The following is a 19092-nucleotide window of genomic DNA, read 5'->3' on the forward strand; positions in this document are numbered from 1 at the left end:
TTTCACCCCGCCTTGAGGGGTCGTTGGTTACGTCTATGACGGTATTTGGTGTGCGACGGCTCCGCGCATCTCGGTGACCGGTTGTGGTGTCTTACCTGCCTGCAGTTCGCTGGTCTGTTCGTCGGTCAACGGGGTGTTTCCATAGACAGGAATGATGCCGTAGACGCGCTCGTTCTCACGATAGGTTGCAGCAAACAAATAGGTTCCGCCCACCTTCAGTGGTGTGTCGTCTTTGATGATGTAAGTAGTGTTCTTTTTCTCGTCACGGCCGCCTTCCTGTTCGACAGTCACAGTGTTTGCGGGTGTACCTTTCAATGCCTGCAGCACGTTGACCTTGAACTGGGTATTGGCCTGTCCGTACCGGATGATGACACCGGACTGTTCGGATACAGTGCCGGCGAACACGGCTTCGGCCAGCCCGGCAAGGCGCCGCAAGTCCCGGACGTCGGTGGCGTAGTGGGGCACTACTTCGCGGATTGAGGGAAAATCAGCGGCCGGGGCAGAGGCGACCGACGAGGTCGTTATCGGCTCCACCTGGGTGGTTTTCGCTGGAGTGCCCTCTGTTGTTGAGTCGTTACCGCACGACGCAAGAACAACCGCGCATATGCTGCCGAGAAGCATGCTTCGGATAGCCTGTCGATGCCATGAAAATAGCGGATGATCTATTGAGCGGCTGGCACGTATGAGCAGATTCTCCACCCAGGGCTCTCTTTCTGCATATTGAGTTCGTAGTTTCGAGTTACATCATTCGCACCCGATAGCTGACTGGTATATTTCACAGTTATTTGAACATGAGCAGTGTCACCCTGGATGTAAGGAGCCGCTACCGCGGTTAACTGGGATTTCACCCCGCCTATCAGACCCGCGACATCTCGGCCAGTTCGCAATTCATCATCGGAGCGCGACAGATCGGAAGCCATCTTTCCGCAGCTCAAAGCTCGGGCAGCTGGGTAATCTTCCCGGTCCACAGCGGAATTGAAAGCACGAACCACTCCTTCAATATTCTCGCCTTCGGCTTGCTCGCAACTGCTCAATATCAAAGCTGTAGACAGTACTGCGACAACACGGAACGCGGCATGGCGGTTCCTAATTAGGTTGAGACGTGTTCTCTTCGCTGGCTTCGACATGACTCTAGTCATCTAGATCCAAAAGTTCGACGGGTTGAACCATATTTAAAGCCTCTGAAAGTCTTCAATATAAATATCCGGATATAGACGAACAGTTACCCTCCCCTTACTGAACTCACCCTCAAAGTCTATCGCTATGTAGGCTTCTCCGTTTTTGGACCAAACCGTGATTAAGCGTGCCTGGTCTCTTGATGACGATAGAATCAACCGGTTCTCAAAATATGCCTTCCAGCACACGAAACCAGTTTCGTCATACGTCAAAACTAGATCTTCTTTACCTACTGAATGACTTATCGACCTTTTCCACAAGTCATTTTCGAGAGAAATGACGGGGGAGGTGCCTAAATTATCGGCCATCTCACTGTCTGCTGGATACTCAAGCATCTTGATTATCCCTTCGCTCATTTTCCAAACGGAATCACACTGGTTAAGCGCAAGCCTTCACTTGTGACTTCCCAGAATGACTGTAGTTTCAATATACCATTGGGGCCCGCCAATAAAGACTCTTTGGTAAGTGTGGTGACGCCGTTCCTAACTTCTTCCTTGACGATGTTGTCTGTCGATTTGGCTGCCGCCTCTAAGCTCTGACGTACAAGTTCTCTACCGGCGGTATTGTCAAATACGCCGATCGCGTTAAGTTGCTTGTACATCGATATCGATCTCGCCATATTTTCTGGAGATGAGGTAACTTTTCCGAATATATAATCCAGCTTTCCTGGAGCTATGATTGATTTAACAAGTTCAATCGCATTTTTTGCCTCACGGACTGCCGTGCCAATGCGTTTGAGAAGTTTGGCGACCACACCAACGCCACCTAGGGTCACGATAAGCTCGAAGGCCGATACGCCTATTCTTTGGACGGCCTTCTCGTACTGCCCCGAGGCCCAGTAATCCCAGCCCAAGTACTGCTGACGTTGATCACGTCCCAGATTTAGCCAGGCATCTGCAACGCCAGGACTGCCGTCCGGCCCGAGGCCAACCAACGGCCCTAGCGCTTGCCGTAATGCAGAACGAGAAATACCGTCGTCGGTGTTGCCGGCAGCTTTGGCTAGGGTTTGAACAGCATCCCAAATACCTTTGATGTCCTCCCAAAGCATCTTCGCTTCGCCGGAATAGAAATCTCTGACAGAGCGGGCTGTATCTGCGCCTACACAACTACCATCAGGCCAACTTCCGAATGGGCACCAGAATTCCTGGAGAGCTTGCTGCAGTTTCTGTTGGGCACATTGCTGGTTCGCTCCTTGAGAGCTGACCTGTTGTAGGAGTTGGGCATCCAGGGCCTGAGGTCCGTCTGGCAGCGGACCGGATGGAGCCATTAGTTGTCCAGGTACGCTGTCGGACAGGCCGAGATCATGCCCGAGTTCGTGGCCGAGTACAGATTCCAAACCACCAGGGCCAGCGTTGTTTATGCGGGCCAGGTTGATCAGGATTTTGGCAGGGGAGTCTCCGTCAGCGCTTGTGTGGCGGCCGCCCCAAGCCTCCTTAGGGTCATTGATTACCTCAATGTTGAGTGTGGTTTGCGAGTCGGAGTCGTCAGATGACTCTTGATCCGAGCTGTTGTCGTCGCGCGACTTGTCCGAGGAGCTTGCCGGGGTAATCTGTATACCGCCGAGGTCATTCCACTTCTTGGCTGCGTTGGCGACTTGCTGGGCGATCTCGGCAGGCGCGGTGTAGGTGATTTTCCCGTCGACCGCAGATGACAGGCCCGAGATGTATTGACAGTCCCGTTGTTGTTCTTGCTTGTCTTCCTGATTTGGGCTTGATGTTTGCGTCGGCGATTGCGATGGTTGCTGACTGTTTGTGGGAGTTTGTGTCTGCTGCGTCGGTTGCTGCTGGCTTGGCTGCTGGCCTTGATCGTTCTGCTGAGGCGACTGTTGTTGGCCTTGTTGTGATTGTTGTGGCGAGTTTTGTTGAGGCCCTTGATTGTCGGGATTAGGTCGACCGGGTCCTTGGGTATATCCAGGTGAAGTCGAGTAGTCAGGGATCTGGGTGCCATGCTGCGGCTGCTGGCCCTGTTGAGGTTGTTGTCCAGCCTGTTGTTCGGATTGTTGAGGTGCACCCTGGACACCGCTGTTGTAGATCGAAATCCCATTGTTTTGATCAAGCGCCGGTTGATTGATGCCGCCCTGATAATCCGGCATTGAGCTGGGGGGTGAAGGCGGCTGGAACTGACTACCGTTCATGCCCCCGTCGCCACCTGGGCCTGTAGGGCCGGTCGGGTCGGCAGCGGCAGTCTGCACGGTCGACAATCCGGTGCCGGGTACGGTGCTATCGCCAGCGACCTTTCCGCCGGCAATGGTGAGTGCCACAATAGCGGCCAGGGCCGATGCTTTACGCAAACCGGCAGGCATGCGCCAGTGATCGCTCATGGCCATATGCTGAAGACCCCCATGCTTCTTGCTCTACGCGTGCCGTACGCGAACTAATTCCGAGATCATTACAGATCGAACCGGATTATGTCTAGAGATGTGAAGATGGTTGTATGTTTGCTGTTCCGGTTCGTTCACTGGATGGGAATGGTGAACTTACTGGTAACCGTTGGCTATCTGGCAATACGGGTGGTCGCGGTGTCCTGGCGGATGCGAGCTGGGTCGCGTTCTGTCTCGCAGCTATGGTTATCGGCATGTCTGGTGCGCTGGTTGTCGGGACTCGGCTGATCGCGAGCGACGTGCTCACCGCGGTCGTTTTGCCGGTGACGTAGCGCGGCGACTGGCCGTTTGCCGCGCGACCAGATGACTTGAGCGCGTCGGGATCCGATAAGCGATCGTCTCGGTAGCATCCGCCGCAGGCCCATCAAGCTCGAGAACGTCGGTATCCCCGGGCGCGACCTTGAAATTTTCACTGATCGCGTTCTCACGGTCGTCGGCCGCGGCACGGTCAGCGGTGAGCGGGCCGAGACTGCGGTGGGCCTCGATGGCAACCTACGCGAACATCTAGATGTTCCAGACGCAGGACGGTCATGGCCGCCTCGAACTTTCGAGTACATCCATCCCCCAGGCAATTGAATCGAATCCCGCTTGTCCCAACGAGATCGGCATGCACCTGTCTCATTCCGCCGACGGTGTGAGCAACGGATCCGAAGCTGACGCAGGTGAAGCTTCGTTAGTGGTGCACAGAAACATGCCGCTCGATGCTCCGCACGACGAAGCTGTCCACCGCCGGGCACTCGCCCAACAACAGGGAATCACCTATGACGGCTAGGGAACGTCACTGGTGGGCGTGACGACAGAGACCGAATGACACCAACGAGGTCTTACTCGATGTCAATATGCTCCCCGACTATGGACAGGTATTCATCGAAGACCATGGCGCCACAAAAGGTCCCAGACGGCTGGAGTGACGACGACGTTGGATGCGGCGGGGTCGTACCTGTGCGCGCTTCTGTCATCGGCTAATTTCTTGGAGAATTCTGTAACCAGGCCGGGTCGTATGTCGATCGAGCGTGAGGTGCGCTATGAGGAACACCGTCGGTGTGTTCGCCCTCTGGATAGTCGGTGCCCTCGTTTCGTGCTCAAGTGCCCCAGCGCTCCCGCCGATGGATACCGAGATCAGCGATGGCCCGCTGGCTTGCAAGGTTCAGCAGGTGGTGCGCTTCGGCAACATGGTGCCGATGCTCACCTCGCGTGGGTCGCTGCCGCGACCGACCGGATATTGGGCGGCGTTCTCAATTCTGGTCACGAACAACGGAACTGAGAAGTCGACTGCATTCACCGTCGCCGATCAGTCGCTGGACACCTCGCAGGGGGTCGTGGTGCCGCTGCCGAAGATCGATCAGTTCTTGGGCAACCCTGAGGACGTTCTCGCCGGGGACCAAGAGACGTACACCGTTGCCTTCGAGGTGCTTCCGGGAGCGATCATGCAGTCCCTGACTCTGCATTGCGGTGCAAAGTCGATCACCGTCGGCATAGGTCAGCCGGTTGACCCGGGTGCTGCGGAGACCGACTAAATCCAGGGTTGGCGATCGTTGAACCAGGCGAGGTAGTTGGGATGCTCATTGAGGAAGGGTTGAATCTCGCCGCGACGGAGCTCCCACGGGAACTCGTGAACGCGCGCGAACTCGGCGGCTAGGTCGGGATGGGCGTCGAGGTAGTTCTGAACATCGGGCGGGTACGGGCCGTTGTCATTGGTCGGGCACCGGTACGGGCAGGTGTTGGTCCACGTGGGATACCAGTAATTCCAGTAGCCGCTATTCGGCCAATCGTAGGGATATGCGCTGTCCCAGGCCAAGTCTCGCCACCAGCGCCAGGGGTAGCGCCACTGATGGCGAGCATAGAGATCTGAATCGTCGTGCCCGGGCTTGGTGGCCTCCTTGCGTCCGGGCTCATTGCCGGCAGACGGCGCGGGTTTGGGCGACGTGCCCGGGGTGGCCGCTTCCGGTCGGCCGGTGGCGGCAGTGGTCGGATGCGTGGTCGCTCCTGGTGCGAGCGTTGGTGATGTTGGTGAGGGGGCGGTTGCGGGTTGGCTCGGTACCGCTGTGGCAGTGGGCGGCATATCGGTACCTCCCGACGACACTGACGGTGTCTGAGTTGCGGATTCAACATTTGGCGTCACGGGACTCGTGGGCACGGGTGCTACGGGTTCAAGACTTGCCGGAGCCGGAGCCGGCGCTGTTGCGGCGGGCGCAGATCCCCCCCCCCCCCCGGAGTGGGCACGCTTGGGACCAGGGCTGGCGCGGCGGCAGGTTCGGGCATGGACGCCACTGGGGCAGGTGCGGCGGCAGGTTCGGGCATCGACATGACTGGCGCAGGCGCCGGGGCCGGTGCAGCAGCGGGCTCGGGCATGGACATCACCGGCGCGGGGGCAGGGGCGGGAGGGTCTGGCGGCGCCGCCCATCCCACACCCGGACACGTCGCCATCGAGACCGAGACCAGTACCAACGTTGAGGTCACTCGATAACGCCAACCAGCCCGAGAGCCATACATCGACATTGGAATCCTTATTATTTTGGCCGACAAAGTTCTGGCCGGTTTATGTTGTATTCGCCATAGCGGGTGGTATTGGGCCTGCCGGAATAGCTGTGACAAACCCAAGATCATTCTGAGTATTTCCTGAAATAAGTACAGCGCGGTATTTACGATTATGTACAGGCTGTCCAATGAGAAACGCGGTAATGCCTTGGCGGACCGCCAGTCCACTTGTCAATCGGTTGCAGCTTTTGGCCGCCGGTGAAATGACAATCGCGTGACCGAAACCTTCAGATGTTTTCCCCAACAGTAGATTTCCGCCTCGATCCAGCGCTCGGTGGTCAGGGGAAATGCGCGCACGTTCATCAGAAACTTCCTCGCCGTAAGCCGCAACGCAAAGCTCCGTTACGACACCATGGTTGTCGGCACCGCTGGCGACGAGTGGAGATATGTAATTGGAATACAAGGGATTTCGCTCTACCAGCTTCGGAGGCTAGGGAAGCTTCTGTTTGTCGAAGGTGTCGGCCGCCGTAGGGTTCTCTTCCGGGGGTGCCGGGATCCCCATGATCAGGCTGTGCTCGTCATGGGGCTGATGTATCCCGTCGGTGGAAACCGCCGCCGCGTCGATCGATTCAATCGGCTCGGGCTCCCCCTGCTCCACGGGGCGGTATCTCATGGCGTTGACGGCGCTCAGGGTGCGTCCCAAGCGTGCGGCTACTTTGCGTGCCGGTATCGACCGGTCGCGGGCCAGGGCGATTTCATGGGAGGCCCACGAGCGAACGTTTGAACGTTGAGGTGTCCACAGACGCCAGCGGTTGGCCCAGCTTTCGTCGGCGGCCTCGTTGATCGGCTCCCAGTAACGAAACTGGGCTTCGGCTATGTCTTGCGCACGCTGCGTCTCGTCGGTGAAGCACCTAGCGCACCGACAACCAGATTGAAATCCCGCTACGCCGTGTTTCATAGGCACTCCCATCGGGTTGTCCGCCTTATGTTTGCCAGTCACTGAGAAAGAAGTTGGAACTCGACTGTGCCGGTTCCGCGTTGATAATTGGTCTATGTGTCTTTTCTGGTTCTGTGTTTATCCAGTTAAGACGGCGCAGGCAGCCGATAGGCATGCCGTGTGACACCCATTTCAGGTTCGCAAGGCATTGTCGTCCAATACCAACCACCCGCCGGATTCATAGTCTGTAGACAATCGTGCGAGGTAAATCCGTTGGCCGACGGAGGGGGGATTGATCTACATCACATTCGGTTCGGAAATACGCTCGGTTCTGTCGTGGGGTGTGCCGGTTTTTGACGCAATACTGGTGAGGTGAAGTCGGTTGACCTGAGCCCGCGGGTGCTGCAGCAGTTCTGTGTTCTCGCTCAGGAGAAGCATTTTGGGCGAGCGGCCGATCGTCTTTACATCAGCCAGCCTTCGCTGAGCCAGGCGATCAGCAGGCTGGAGCAGTCTCTGGGTGTGACGTTGTTGGTCAGAACCTCGCGCGCCGTCGAGCTCACGCCCGCGGGTCAGGCATTCGCCGCCGAAGTTGAGGGAATTCTCCAGGCACAGCAGGCGGCCGTGATGCGCGCGCGTCGAATCGCCCGGGGCGAGGAGAGCCGGCTCAGGCTAGGGGCGACGGATTCCCTTGCGTACACGTTCGTTCCCGCGCTGCTGCGTCGATGTCAGCAGGATCTGCCGCACTTGCAGATAGTGCTGCAGGATTACCGATACGACGAACTGATCGAACGCACGAAGTCCGGGCACGTCGATGTGGCGATAATGTATGGCCCGCTTGGTGATTTGACGGGGTTGTCGGCGTCATTGGTGACCACCGAGCCGATCATGGTCGCGCTGTCTGCCGACCACCGGCTGGCGCAGGAACCGCATGTGGCCGTCGGAGATCTGGCAGACGAAGGCTTCGCGCTGCCATGGACGGCACATACATCCCTCGTGAGCGAACTCGTTTCGATGTGTGAAGCTGCTGGTTTCACCCCGCGACAGACCGCGAGCGCGAACACCACGATCGGGCTGATTGCGCACGTGGCTTCCGGATCGTGTGTTGCGTTTGTGCCGTCGCGAATGCGTTTCATCATCGCCCCGCCGGAGGTCGTGCTGAAGCCGTTGGTGGCCAACAGAATACCTTCAGAAGCACTAGAACCCCCGCGCTCCATCCAGACGCAGATACTGGCTCTCACCCGTGCGGGATCACATGATCCTGCCATCGATACGATTCTGAAGCTCCTGCAGGATCCGGCAGTGCACCGACTACCCGAAATGTCTTGATGGCCTGGCGAATCTGCCTGTCGTCCACGTGTTGTGCTGCTATGCCTGCATGGAATTAGACGCCAATCACAGGTGGTATGAGAATCCGTCAGCTGGTGCCGACACGCGGCGTATTCTGGAGCCATGAAGCGACCACATAATGTGGCGCGAGTTCTCTGCTCGACACTTGCTGTCGGAGCTCTGGCTTTAGCGCCAATGATCTTGCCCAGCCCTGCGGCGGGCACCGCGCACGCGACCGTGTGTGCCTCTGCCGGAAACACTTCCAAATGCGAGGGTGTGCCCAGCTCAGCCTGGTACGGCTACGGGTACTACCCGCCGGGTGCGTACTGGGGAATGCCCGGGTACCCGCCCCTCGCTGCGGGGGCGGGCATCCCGGTTAGGCCTATCCCTTAACGGCGTTGACGGCCTTCACGAAGACATCCGATAGCTCATTGCGGTCGACATCACCCATGCCCGACACCGACACAGCGTGGTGGTCGTCGAGCTGAGCGGAGTAGGCGATCTGCACCATCTCCTTCTCCATGCCGGGCGCGCTGATCTTGATGTTGGTGGACGTCCCGGTCGTCTTCACACCGTCGATCGCGGGGGCGTCGATCTTCTCGCCGGTACCTTCCGCCATGCCGGCGATCGACAGCGAGAACTTGTCGCATGCCCCGTTGGTGGTGTCGGCGGGGATCGGGCTGACCGTCTCCATCGCCGCGGCGATGATCATCGTCTTGGACATCGGGTCGCCGTTGCCCTTGGCGCCGGTGACACCCTGCATGGACGTCCCGGTCACCTGTGGGAAGGCACCCAGCATCTTGTCGGCGCACTCCTGCGGGGTGAAGGTGGCCTTGTCGAAGATCCCCTTCATCTGATCGAGCATCGCCTGGGTCACCGTGGTCTTGGGCTGCACCTCGACGGTGTATCCGGCGGGGAACTGGTCCTTGATGGCGTCGATCTTGGCGATATCGAAGCTGCTCGCGGCTGCCGTGGAGGTGGTGGCGCTGCTGCTGGCCGATGAGCCCGCGGACTCGTCCTTCTTGTCATTGCTCGAACAGCCCAGCATCAGCCCGCCGGCCAACACCACGGTGCCGAAAACGGTCAGTGAACGATTCATGTCGGTAATTCCCCTCTGAGCAGTGCGTTTTCAGGCACCTGGAAGTAGATTCGTACATCGTGGCACTCGACGGCTCTGCGGAATCTGCCGAACTACCGCATGAATTTGACCACACGCACCCAGACGTGTCCGGGGGATGGTTGCGTGCGGCCACCTTCGGAGCGATGGACGGCCTGGTCACGAACACCGCGCTCGTTGCCGGTGTGGGTGCTAGCGGGCTGGACACGCATGCGATCGTGCTGACCGGGGCGGCCAGTCTGGTGGCGGGTGCGTTCTCGATGGCGCTGGGTGAGTTCACGTCGGTATCGACGTCCAACTCGCAGATCGAGCACGAGGCGAGCGTGGAACGCCGCGCCATCCAACTGCACCCCGACGCCGAGAAGAAGGAGCTCATCGCCATGCTCGGCGATATCGGGCTCTCGCCGCAGACCGCGGCCACGGCTGCCGCCGAGATCCACCAGGACGAGAACACCGCGGTGACGATTCACCTCACCCGGGAGCTCGGCATCAACCCCAACGATATTCCGTCGCCGTGGGTAGCCGCGATCTCCTCGTTCCTGACGTTCTCGGTGGGTGCGGTGGTGCCGCTGATCCCATTCCTGTTGGGATTCGCGTCACTACTGGCAGGGCTGGCCTGCGGGGGAGCGGGTCTGCTGGTCGCCGGGTGGGTCGCCGGACGCTTCACAGCGCGTGCCCCCTGGTTGAGCGCCTTGCGGCAGTTGGCCTTTGGCGCCATCGCTATTGGTGCCACGTACGTGATAGGGCATCTGATCGGCGTCGCAGTGAACTAGCGCCGCGACGCGCGAAGCTGAGAATGTGCTGAGAGCGGGCAAACCGGCTGGCAGAATTGTGAAGTGAATTTCACCAGGGTGCCGCTGAAACCCGATGAATTGGCGCAGGCGGCCGTCATGGCCGCGCTCACCGCCGCCATGGTCATCGTCGGGGTCGCCCTCCCGATCCTGGGCGCCGTCCAGCTACTCGGCGCCGTACCCATGGGGCTGCTCGGATATCGCTACCGCGTGCGGGTGCTGCTGGCCGCCGCCGTGGCCGGCGGCGTCATCGCCTTCCTGCTCGCCGGGCTCGGCGGCTTGATCGCTATGGGCAACTGCGTCTACATCGGTGGCCTCACCGGCGTAGTGCGCCGACGCGGACACGGCATGCCCCTGCTGACGGTGCTCGGGGTTATCTGCAGCGCGATCATCGCTGGCTTGGCAGTCGGTGCGCTGGCCCTGCTGAACCGGATGCGCACCCTGCTCTTCGATGCCCTGCGCGCCTCGCTGGAGGGCCTGTTCAAGATGATCGGCCACATCCCGCACCTGGAGCCCGTGGGCGTGAATGCGACGAACGCCATCGACTTCGCGATGCGCAACTGGGTGTGGTTCATCGGTGGCATCGTCTTCGTGTTCGTGCTTTTCAACGCACTGTTCGGCTGGTGGGTGCTCTCTCGTGTGATCAAGCGCCTGGCCGTGATTCCCGATGTGCACCAGCTCGATCCGCCGACACTGGCGGGTGCGGTGGGGCCGGTGCCCGCCCGTCTGCGCGATGTGCGATTCCGCTATCCGCGCGGTGAATCCGATGCCTTGGCGCCGCTTTCGATGAGCATCGAAGTCGGCGAGCATGTCGCGATCACCGGGCCCAACGGTTCGGGCAAGAGCACCTTGATGCGCATCCTGGCCGGGCGTGAACCCACGTCGGGGGAGATCGAGCGGCCGGGCTCGGTGGGGCTCGGCGCCATCGGCGGCACCGCAATCGTCATGCAGCACCCGGAAAGTCAGGTGCTGGGCACCAAGGTCGCCGACGATGTGGTGTGGGGTCTGCCCGCCGATCACGACGTCGACATCGAGGGCCTGCTGCGCGAAGTCGGTCTGGAGGGGATGGCCGAGCACAGCACCTCCTCACTGTCGGGCGGGGAGTTGCAACGTCTGGCGGTGGCCTCGGCCCTGGCGCGCGACCCCGCACTGCTGGTGGCGGACGAGATCACCAGCATGGTCGACCCGAAGGGGCGCGAGGATCTGCTGGGCGTGTTGTCCCGGCTCACCGATCAGCACCAGATGTCACTGGTACACATCACTCATTTCCAGTCCGAGGCCGCCGCCGCGGATCGCGAGATCGCGCTGCGGGCGGTCAACGGCAAGACGGCGACCGCGGCGATTCAGACGGTGCCGGTGCCCACCACCACGGCCGCGCGGCCCGATACCGAGTCGCCCGTTGTTCTCGAGTTCGATTCCGTCGCACACCAGTACGCCAGCGGAACTCCCTGGGCGAAAACGGCATTGCACGACGTGTCGCTTGCGGTGCACGAGGGCGACGGTGTGCTCATCCACGGCGGCAACGGCTCGGGCAAGTCGACACTGGCCTGGATTGCCGCCGGCCTCACCAAACCAACCTCCGGGCAGTGCCTGCTGGACGGTAAGCCGGTCTCGGATCAGGTCGGGTCGGTGGCCATCAGCTTTCAGGCCGCCCGGTTGCAGCTGTTGCGCAGCCGCGTCGACTACGAAATAGCTTCGGCGGCAGGATTTTCCGTCCGCAATACTGACCGCATCGTGGCTGCGCTGGCCAGCGTCGGGCTCGAAGCAGACCTGGTCAAGCGTCCCATCGATCAGCTCAGCGGCGGTCAGATGCGCCGGGTGGTGCTCGCCGGGCTGCTGGCGCGTTCCCCGCGCGCCCTGATTCTCGATGAGCCGCTCGCGGGTCTGGATGCCGAGTCGCAGGCGGGTCTGCTGCGGCTGCTGGTTCAGGTACGCGAGCGCGAACGGCTCACCATCGTGGTCATCTCGCACGACTTCGATGGCATGCAGGAGCTGTGTCCGCGCACGGTGCATATGCAGTCCGGGGTGCTGCTGCCGGAATCGGTCGGGTCGGGGAGTCGCTCATGACGACGACACGTGCACCGCGCCGCCCGGTGGTTCTGCTGCGCCCCGTCCCCGGAACCTCCCCGATCCATAGGTTGTGGGCCGGGACCAAACTTATTGCGGTATTCCTCATCTCGGTGCTGCTGACGTTGTTCCCTACCTGGACGGCGATCGGGGCGGTGGCGGCCCTGGTGATCATTACCGCGTGGCTGGCCCACATCCCGCGCGGTGCGGTGCCCACCATCCCGATCTGGATGCTGGCGCTGGTGATCGGTGGCAGCCTCACGGTGTTCTTCAGCGGCGGGCCGCCGTTCTGGCATATCGGTGGACTCACCATCGGATTCCACGGCGTGCTGGCGGTGGCGCGCACGACTGCGGTGGCGCTGGTGCTGCTCGGCACGGGAGCCATGGTGTCGTGGACCACCAATGTCTCCGAGATCGCGCCCGCCGTGGCGCTATTGGGACGCCCGTCGAAGGTCTTCGGCATTCCCGTCGACGAGCGCGCCGCCACGCTGGCGTTGGCGCTGCGTTCGTTCCCCATGCTGTCCGACGAGTTCCGGGTGCTCATCGCGGCCCGCAGGCTGCGCCCGCCGCAGGTGCGCGAGGGTAGGCGCGGGTTGGGCTGGGTGGCCGAGGTGGTCGACATGCTGACGGCGGCTATCACCGTCGCGCTGCGGCGTGCCTCCGAAATGGGCGATGCCATCACCGCGCGCGGTGGCAGCGGGCAGATCGCGGCGCATCCGCACCGGCCAGGCCGATGGGATGCCGTGGCCCTGCTGGTACTCATCGCGGTCGGAACCGCCGTCGTGTTGTTCGAGGTGCTGTAGCGCGAGAGGTTGGCGTCGAGTGTGCCGATAGTGTCGATTTTCGGCGGAATCTCGACCGAATCCGCACACTCGGCGCGCAGTTACTTCTCCAGCGCCTTGTTCGCCGCCTGCTGCGCTTGTTGCAGCGCGGTGTCCACGTCCAGACGGCCCAGGAACATCTCGGCGAAATACGGTTTCAGCGCGGCGAATCCGGCTCCGAATCCCTGCCCGCCCGGAGCCGCGATCTGCTGGCCGTTCAGCACCTCAAAGAATGGGGCCACGTCGACGCCCTTACCGGCCCAATACTGAAAGTAGGGCTCGCGCGCGCTGAGTACGGCGGGGATGGCCGAGCCGCTGCGGCCCAGGAAGGCATTTCCGTCGGCGCTACCCATCCAGCCCAGCACACGTTTGGTCGCCTCAGGGTGCGTTGAGGACGAATTGGCGGCGGCCACAATGCCGTTGGTGACGCTGATCCGGCCCTGCGGCCCCGCCGGCATCATCGCCACCCCCCAGGGGAAGGTGGCGTTGGCCTGGATCTGCGCCAAGTTGTAGGTGCCCGACTGAAACAGTGCCATCCGACCCTGCAGGAACTGGTTGCGCGAGAAGTCGTTGTTGGTGTTGGTGTCGGCGGCCGACGGCGCCACCTTGTCGACGTTGATGAGATCGACCAGGTACGTGAATGCCATCTCGGCGCGGGGGTTGGCGAAGGCGAACCTGTCGTCGTCCTGGAAGACGGCGCCTGCCGATCCGAGATAGTTCAGGTAGATGCCCTGTAAGTCGTTGGCGGCGTTGTACCCCCAATGCCCGGGCCCGGTGAGCCGGTGCAGCATCGGGCGGAGGGTGTCGATGGCAGGGTCGACGTCCCAGCGCAGCTCCGCGAGCTCGGCCGGGTCCACCTGCGCCTCGTCGAGAAGATTCTTGTTGTAGTACAGCGCAATCCCGGCGTCACTGAGCTGCGGGACACCCCAGAGCTTGCCACCGCGGGTGAACTGGGCGACGACCGACGGATCCCAACCCGCCTGCCGATCAACGGGCACAAGGTTCCCGGTATCGGCGTAATCGGACAGGTAGGCGTTACTGAGCCAGAAGATGTCGTCGGCACCGTGCCCGGCCACATCGGTGCGCAGGCTGTTGAAATAACTCGCGTACGACGTGACGGTGACGGCGACCTCGATGTCGGGGTTGCGCCGGGTGAACTCGTCGAACGAGCTGCGGTAGGCGTCGGCTACCTGCTGGTCCCACACCCGCACGGTGACCACTGTCTTGCCGTGCGGTGTCTTCGGAACCCCTAGCCATCCAGCGATTCCGAACAGCAGCACTGCGACCAGCGCGAGCGTCAGGACGGCGCGGGTGGAGGACTTCATCACTTGAGTCCGCTCAAGGTGATGGACCGGACGATGTATTTCTGGAACGCCACGAACAGGATCACCAACGGCACGATTGCCACGGTGGTCGCCGCCATCACGATCGGCCATTGCGCGTTGAACTGAGATTGCAGCCCCGCCGTGGCGACGGTGAGCACTCGCCAGTTGCCGCCGCTGGTGATCACCAACGGCCACATGAAGTTGTTCCACTGCGACACCACGGTGATGAGGGTCAGCGTGATCAGGATGGGTCGGCTGACCGGCACCACCACATGCCACAGGATGTCGAGCGTGTTCGCGCCGTCCAGGCGTGCCGCACGGATCAGGTCGTTGGGGATGGTGCGGAAGTGTTCACGCAGCAGGAAGATGGCATAGGGCGATCCGAACATGAACGGGATGACCAACGCCCAGAACGTGTTCCGCAGCCCTACCTGCGTCAGCATCAGATACATCGGCACCACGGTCACGGTCGCCGGAATCATCAGCGTGGCCAGATACACCCAGAACAGTCCGTCGCGCCCCGGGAACTGCAGCCGTGCAAAGGCATACGCGGCCAGCACCGAGAACGTCAGTTGCCCGATCACGATGATCGCCGTCATCAACACCGTCACCAGCGCCGCGCGCCCGAACCCGGCATCGGCCAGCCCGGCGTAGTTGGCGATCGTGAACGGATTCGGCGGAGCCAGCGGAGATTCGGCAGAGAACTGCCGCGTCGTCTTCAGCGATGCCGACAGGGCGAACAGGAACGGCCCGAGCGTGAGGGCTGCGCCCAGGATCAACAGGAGATAGACGAGCGCATTCCTAGACCAGGTCATAGCTCACCCGCGTCCTGAAGTAGCGGTGCTGAATCACCGTGACCGCGACCAAGATCAGGAACAGGATCAGCGACATCGCGGCCGAGCGCCCCACGTGGGCGGACTCGAATGCCTCGGCGTACACGCGGTGCGCGGCCAGGTCCGTACGGTTCTGCGGACCACCGCCGGTGAGCGCGTACACCGTGTCGAAGGTCTGCACCGCGCTCACCACTCCGGTGACGAGCACGAAGAAGAAGGTGGGCCGCAGCATCGGCAGGGTGATGCGGCGGAACCGCTGCCAGGCCGTCGCGCCGTCCACCCGGGCCGCGTTGTGCACATCGCCCGGGATGGCCAGCAGACCTGCCATGAAGAACAGCGCCACATAACCGACGTTCGTCCACACACTGACCGCCGCCACCACCGGCAGCGCCAGCGAGGGATCGGTGAGCCATTCGATGCGCTGTCCGAGCAGAGCGTTGATCGCGCCGTCGGTGGGCGCCAGCATCCAATGCCACAGCACGCCGATGGCCAGCGGCGCGCAGATCCACGGGATCACGTAGATGGTGCGGAATAGCACGGTGCCGGGCAGTCCGCGCACCAGCAGCGTCGCCGCCAGCAGCCCCAGCGCGGTCTGCACCGGGATCACCAGCGCCACAAAGAGCAGCGTCACCAGCAGGGAGTTCCCGAAGCCGCCGTCGGTGAACACCGAACGCCAGTTGTCCAGGCCGATGAACTCGATGGGGCCCAGCAGATCCCACCGGCACAGGCTCAGCCACACCACCACCAGGATCGGCAGCAGGAGAAACGCGGTGACGCCGAACAGGCTCGGGGCCAGCAGCCCGTATGCGACGGCTGTCTGCCGCGACCTACTCACCGGAACATTAAACCGCGCGCAGCCACCGGTGTGGCATAGGTACGGTTGAGCGCGTGACTCGGTCCGTAGATTCCGAATTCCTGGCGCTACCTCGCGCTGAACTCGCCGACGCCGCCTTGAACGCGGCGCGCGCCGCCGGTGCCAGCTATGCCGATCTGCGCATCCATCGACTCATCAACGAGGAGCTGATGCTGCGCGACGAGCAGGTCGAGACCGCGGTGTCCGGACGCACCATCGGTCTGGCGGTGCGGGTGATCGTCGACGGCACCTGGGGATTCGCCTCGCATGTGCAGCTCGACACCACCGCGGCCGCCGACACCGCCCGCCGGGCCGTGGCCGTCGCACGCGGGCTGCGCAGCCTGAACCGCGAGCGCGTCGAGCTGGCCGATGAGCCCGTCTACGCCGACGTCCAGTGGGTGTCCGAATACGAGATCGACCCGTTCGGAGTGCCGCAGGCCGACAAGATCGCGGTGCTGCAGGAGTATTCGGCCCGGCTGCTGGCCTCCGACGGGGTGGACCATGCCTCGGCGTCGCTGACGGCGGTCAAGGAGCAGACCTTCTACGCCGATACGTTCGGCTCGTCCATCACCCAGCAGCGGGTACGGGTCATGTCGCAGCTGGACGCGATCGCCGTCGACGCCGCCACCGGATCCTTCGAGACCATGCGCACCCTGGCCCCGCCGATGGGCCGCGGCTGGGAGGCCATCGGCAGCGACGGGGTGTGGGACTGGAGCACCGAGCTGCGTGAGATCCCCGAGCTGCTCACCGAGAAGGTGAAGGCGCCCAGCGTTGTGGCCGGCCGCACCGACCTGGTGATCGACCCGACCAACCTGTGGCTGACCATCCACGAATCCATCGGCCACGCCACCGAATACGACAGGGCCATCGGCTACGAGGCCGCCTACGCGGGCACCTCGTTCGCGACCCCCGACAAGCTCGGCACCATGAAATACGGTTCGCCCGTCATGAACGTCACCGCCGACCGCAACGAGGTCCACGGTCTGGCCTCGGTCGGATACGACGACGAGGGGGTGGCCTCGCAGCGCTGGGATCTGGTGCGCGACGGCATCTTTGTCGGTTATCAGCTGGACCGCGTGTTCGCGCCTCGGCTGGGCCAGGAGCGTTCCAACGGCTGCTCGTATGCGGACTCGCCGCACCATGTGCCGATCCAGCGGATGGCCAATGTGTCGCTGCAGGCCTCCCCGGACGAGCGCTCGACCGACGACCTGATCTCCGGTGTGGAGGACGGCATCTACATCGTGGGCGACAAGTCGTGGTCAATCGATATGCAGCGCTACAACTTCCAGTTCACCGGCCAGCGGTTCTACCGCATCCGCGGCGGCAAGCTGGACGGCCAATTGCGCGACGTCGCCTACCAGGCCACCACCACCGACTTCTGGGGTTCGATGGAAGCCGTTGGCGGCCAATCCACCTGGCGCCTGGGCGGAGCCTTCAACTGCGGCAAGGCCCAGCCCGGACAGGTGGCGGCGGTGAGCCACGGCTGCCCGTCGGCGCTGTTCCGCGGCGTGAACATTCTGAACACCAAGCAGGAAGGCGGTGCCGCGTGATCCCCGCACAGCAGGTCGCCGAGGATGTCCTGGCGGAAGCCGCTCGACGTGGCGGCGCCGATGACACCATCGTTTTGATCCAGGACAGCAGCGAGGCCTCGCTGCGCTGGGCGGGCAGCTCCATGACCACCAACGGCGAGTCGGTCAAGCGCAGCATCGCGGTGGTATCGATTCTGCGGCAAGGAGATCAGACCCGGGTCGGCTCGGTGCTCACCGAGGACGCCGATCCCGCCGCACTCGCGGAGCTGGTGGCGGCCAGTCAGGCCGAGGCCGCATCGGCGCCACCGTCGCGCGATGCCATGCCGCTGCTGGGCCCCGGCGATGTGGCGGGGGAGAGCTGGGACGCGGCGATCTCACCGACCGGCGCCGACGTGTTCGGGTCTCTGGCGGCCGACTTGTCGACGGGCTTCGACGGCCCCGACACCCTGTACGGGTACGCCCGTCACGAACGCCAGACCACATTCTTGGCCTCGTCGACCGGGCTGCGCCGCAGGTTCACCCAGCCCACTGGCCAGGTGGAGATCAACGCCAAACGCGGAGTGGGCAGCGCCTGGGCCGGGGTGTGCACCCCTGAGTTCGTCGATGTGCCCACCGAATCGCTGCTGCGCCAACTCAATGAACGGCTGACGGCCGCACAGAATCAGATCGAGCTCAAGGCCGGTCGCTACGAGACGCTGCTGCCGCCGTCGGCCACCGGCGACCTCATGCAATATCTGGTGTGGACCATGGGCGGGCGCGGCGCGCATGAGGGGCGCAACGCCTTCGCGGCGCCGGGCGGTACGAGGCTCGGGGAGCGGCTCACCGAGCTGCCGGTCACGGTGTACTCGGACCCGTCGTATCCGGGACTGGAAAGCAGCCCGTTTGTGGCGACCCCGATTTCCCGGGAATCGTTGTCGGTCTTCGACAATGGGGTCGGGATCGGGCGCGTCGACTGGGTGCGTGACGGCGTGATCAACGCGCTGAGCTACTCGCGTGCCGACGCCGCCGAGTTCGGTGCCGCCCCCACGGTCGGCGCCGACAACCTCATCATGACCGGCGAAGGCGGCGCGACGCTGGAGGAGATGATTGCCGCCACCGAGAACGGGCTGCTGCTGACCACGCTGTGGTACATCCGCGAAGTGGACCCGACGACGCTGCTGCTGACCGGGCTCACCCGCGACGGGGTGTACCTGGTGCGTGACGGCCAGATCACCGGCGCCGTGAACAACTTCCGGTTCAACGAGAGCCCGATCGATCTACTGCGACGGGTGTCGCAGGTGGGTGTCACCGAGTACACGCTGCCGCGCGAGTGGAGCGATTACGCGACCCGCCAGGCCATGCCCGCGCTGCGGATCCCGGACTTCCACATGTCCTCGGTTAGCGCCGCGCAGTAGGGGTCCGTTCCTCCACCCCGAGGTTGTGGCGGATTCGTCTCGCACATCCGCGCCACAACCTCGGT

At 62.6% G+C, this 19092-nt stretch carries 17 protein-coding genes and 1 pseudogene; 10 read left to right on the top strand and 8 right to left on the bottom strand.

Annotated elements, in window-relative coordinates:
- Positions 1-33 precede the first annotated feature (33 nt).
- Positions 34-699 carry a hypothetical protein gene (locus RHO23_RS04575; RefSeq protein WP_423488721.1) on the bottom strand — a complete coding sequence of 222 codons (666 nt, stop codon included), beginning with the start codon at positions 697-699 and terminating at the stop codon, positions 34-36.
- A 2241-nt stretch (positions 700-2940) separates the two neighbouring features.
- A pseudogene (locus tag RHO23_RS04580) lies at positions 2941-3478 on the bottom strand (hypothetical protein); the annotation flags it as partial.
- Positions 3479-3609: 131 nt separating this feature from the next.
- Between RHO23_RS04580 and RHO23_RS04585 the strand changes: the two are divergent.
- The 3 genes from RHO23_RS04585 to RHO23_RS04595 all read left to right on the top strand — a co-directional run bounded on the left by RHO23_RS04585 (position 3610) and on the right by RHO23_RS04595 (position 5073).
- Entirely contained in the window at positions 3610-3828 is a 219-nt protein-coding gene (locus tag RHO23_RS04585) for a hypothetical protein (RefSeq protein ID WP_082629815.1), read from the top strand.
- Positions 3829-4064: 236 nt separating this feature from the next.
- A complete protein-coding gene (locus RHO23_RS04590) occupies positions 4065-4328 on the top strand; it encodes a hypothetical protein (RefSeq protein ID WP_423488722.1) in 264 nt (87 codons plus the stop codon).
- A gap of 253 nt (positions 4329-4581) precedes the next feature.
- Entirely contained in the window at positions 4582-5073 is a 492-nt protein-coding gene (locus RHO23_RS04595; protein ID WP_423488723.1) for a hypothetical protein, read from the top strand.
- Here the strand turns inward: RHO23_RS04595 and RHO23_RS04600 are convergent.
- Positions 5070-5618 carry a hypothetical protein gene (locus RHO23_RS04600; RefSeq protein WP_423488724.1) on the bottom strand — a complete coding sequence of 183 codons (549 nt, stop codon included), beginning with the start codon at positions 5616-5618 and terminating at the stop codon, positions 5070-5072. The genes RHO23_RS04595 and RHO23_RS04600 overlap by 4 nt on opposite strands.
- A gap of 198 nt (positions 5619-5816) precedes the next feature.
- On the opposite strand from RHO23_RS04600, the gene RHO23_RS04605 reads away from it, so the two are divergent.
- Positions 5817-6023 carry a hypothetical protein gene (locus RHO23_RS04605; protein WP_423488725.1) on the top strand — a complete coding sequence of 69 codons (207 nt, stop codon included), beginning with the start codon at positions 5817-5819 and terminating at the stop codon, positions 6021-6023.
- A gap of 501 nt (positions 6024-6524) precedes the next feature.
- Here the strand turns inward: RHO23_RS04605 and RHO23_RS04610 are convergent.
- Entirely contained in the window at positions 6525-6992 is a 468-nt protein-coding gene (locus RHO23_RS04610; RefSeq protein WP_070921694.1) for a hypothetical protein, read from the bottom strand.
- Positions 6993-7343: 351 nt separating this feature from the next.
- Here RHO23_RS04610 and RHO23_RS04615 point away from each other — a divergent pair, with 351 nt between their 5' ends.
- A complete protein-coding gene (locus RHO23_RS04615) occupies positions 7344-8297 on the top strand; it encodes a LysR family transcriptional regulator (RefSeq protein ID WP_423488726.1) in 954 nt (317 codons plus the stop codon).
- Positions 8298-8679: 382 nt separating this feature from the next.
- Here the strand turns inward: RHO23_RS04615 and RHO23_RS04620 are convergent, their stop codons facing one another.
- Entirely contained in the window at positions 8680-9396 is a 717-nt protein-coding gene (locus tag RHO23_RS04620; protein ID WP_030095242.1) for a DUF5642 family protein, read from the bottom strand.
- Positions 9397-9455: 59 nt separating this feature from the next.
- Here RHO23_RS04620 and RHO23_RS04625 point away from each other — a divergent pair, with 59 nt between their 5' ends.
- From RHO23_RS04625 to RHO23_RS04635, 3 genes are all read left to right on the top strand, one after another.
- The gene (locus RHO23_RS04625; protein ID WP_264921551.1) at positions 9456-10187 is read left to right on the top strand and encodes a VIT1/CCC1 transporter family protein; all 732 of its coding nucleotides are present in this window, start codon (positions 9456-9458) and stop codon (positions 10185-10187) included.
- 84 nt (positions 10188-10271) lie between these two features.
- On the top strand, positions 10272-12272 hold the full coding sequence (locus tag RHO23_RS04630) for an ABC transporter ATP-binding protein (protein ID WP_423489168.1): 2001 nt from the start codon (positions 10272-10274) through the stop codon (positions 12270-12272).
- Entirely contained in the window at positions 12269-13075 is an 807-nt protein-coding gene (locus RHO23_RS04635; protein ID WP_064408454.1) for an energy-coupling factor transporter transmembrane component T family protein, read from the top strand. Before RHO23_RS04630 ends, RHO23_RS04635 begins: the two co-directional genes overlap by 4 nt.
- An 80-nt stretch (positions 13076-13155) precedes the next feature.
- Here the strand turns inward: RHO23_RS04635 and RHO23_RS04640 are convergent, their stop codons facing one another.
- From RHO23_RS04640 to RHO23_RS04650, 3 genes are read right to left on the bottom strand one after another with little or no spacing between them, the layout of a single operon-like run.
- Entirely contained in the window at positions 13156-14418 is a 1263-nt protein-coding gene (locus RHO23_RS04640; RefSeq protein ID WP_423488727.1) for an ABC transporter substrate-binding protein, read from the bottom strand.
- A complete protein-coding gene (locus RHO23_RS04645) occupies positions 14418-15233 on the bottom strand; it encodes a carbohydrate ABC transporter permease (protein WP_423488728.1) in 816 nt (271 codons plus the stop codon). The genes RHO23_RS04640 and RHO23_RS04645 overlap by 1 nt, the downstream gene beginning before the upstream one ends.
- Entirely contained in the window at positions 15220-16086 is an 867-nt protein-coding gene (locus RHO23_RS04650) for a carbohydrate ABC transporter permease (protein WP_423488729.1), read from the bottom strand. The genes RHO23_RS04645 and RHO23_RS04650 overlap by 14 nt, the downstream gene beginning before the upstream one ends.
- A gap of 53 nt (positions 16087-16139) precedes the next feature.
- Between RHO23_RS04650 and RHO23_RS04655 the strand changes: the two genes are divergently transcribed.
- Together RHO23_RS04655 and RHO23_RS04660 are read left to right on the top strand one after the other, a co-directional pair.
- Entirely contained in the window at positions 16140-17654 is a 1515-nt protein-coding gene (locus RHO23_RS04655) for a TldD/PmbA family protein (RefSeq protein ID WP_070916292.1), read from the top strand.
- Entirely contained in the window at positions 17651-19027 is a 1377-nt protein-coding gene (locus RHO23_RS04660) for a metallopeptidase TldD-related protein (protein ID WP_423488730.1), read from the top strand. The genes RHO23_RS04655 and RHO23_RS04660 overlap by 4 nt, the downstream gene beginning before the upstream one ends.
- Positions 19028-19092: the final 65 nt, after the last annotated feature.

It is taken from the genome of Mycobacteroides sp. PCS013, from assembly GCF_049532645.1.
GTDB classification, from domain to species: domain Bacteria; phylum Actinomycetota; class Actinomycetes; order Mycobacteriales; family Mycobacteriaceae; genus Mycobacterium; species Mycobacterium gwanakae.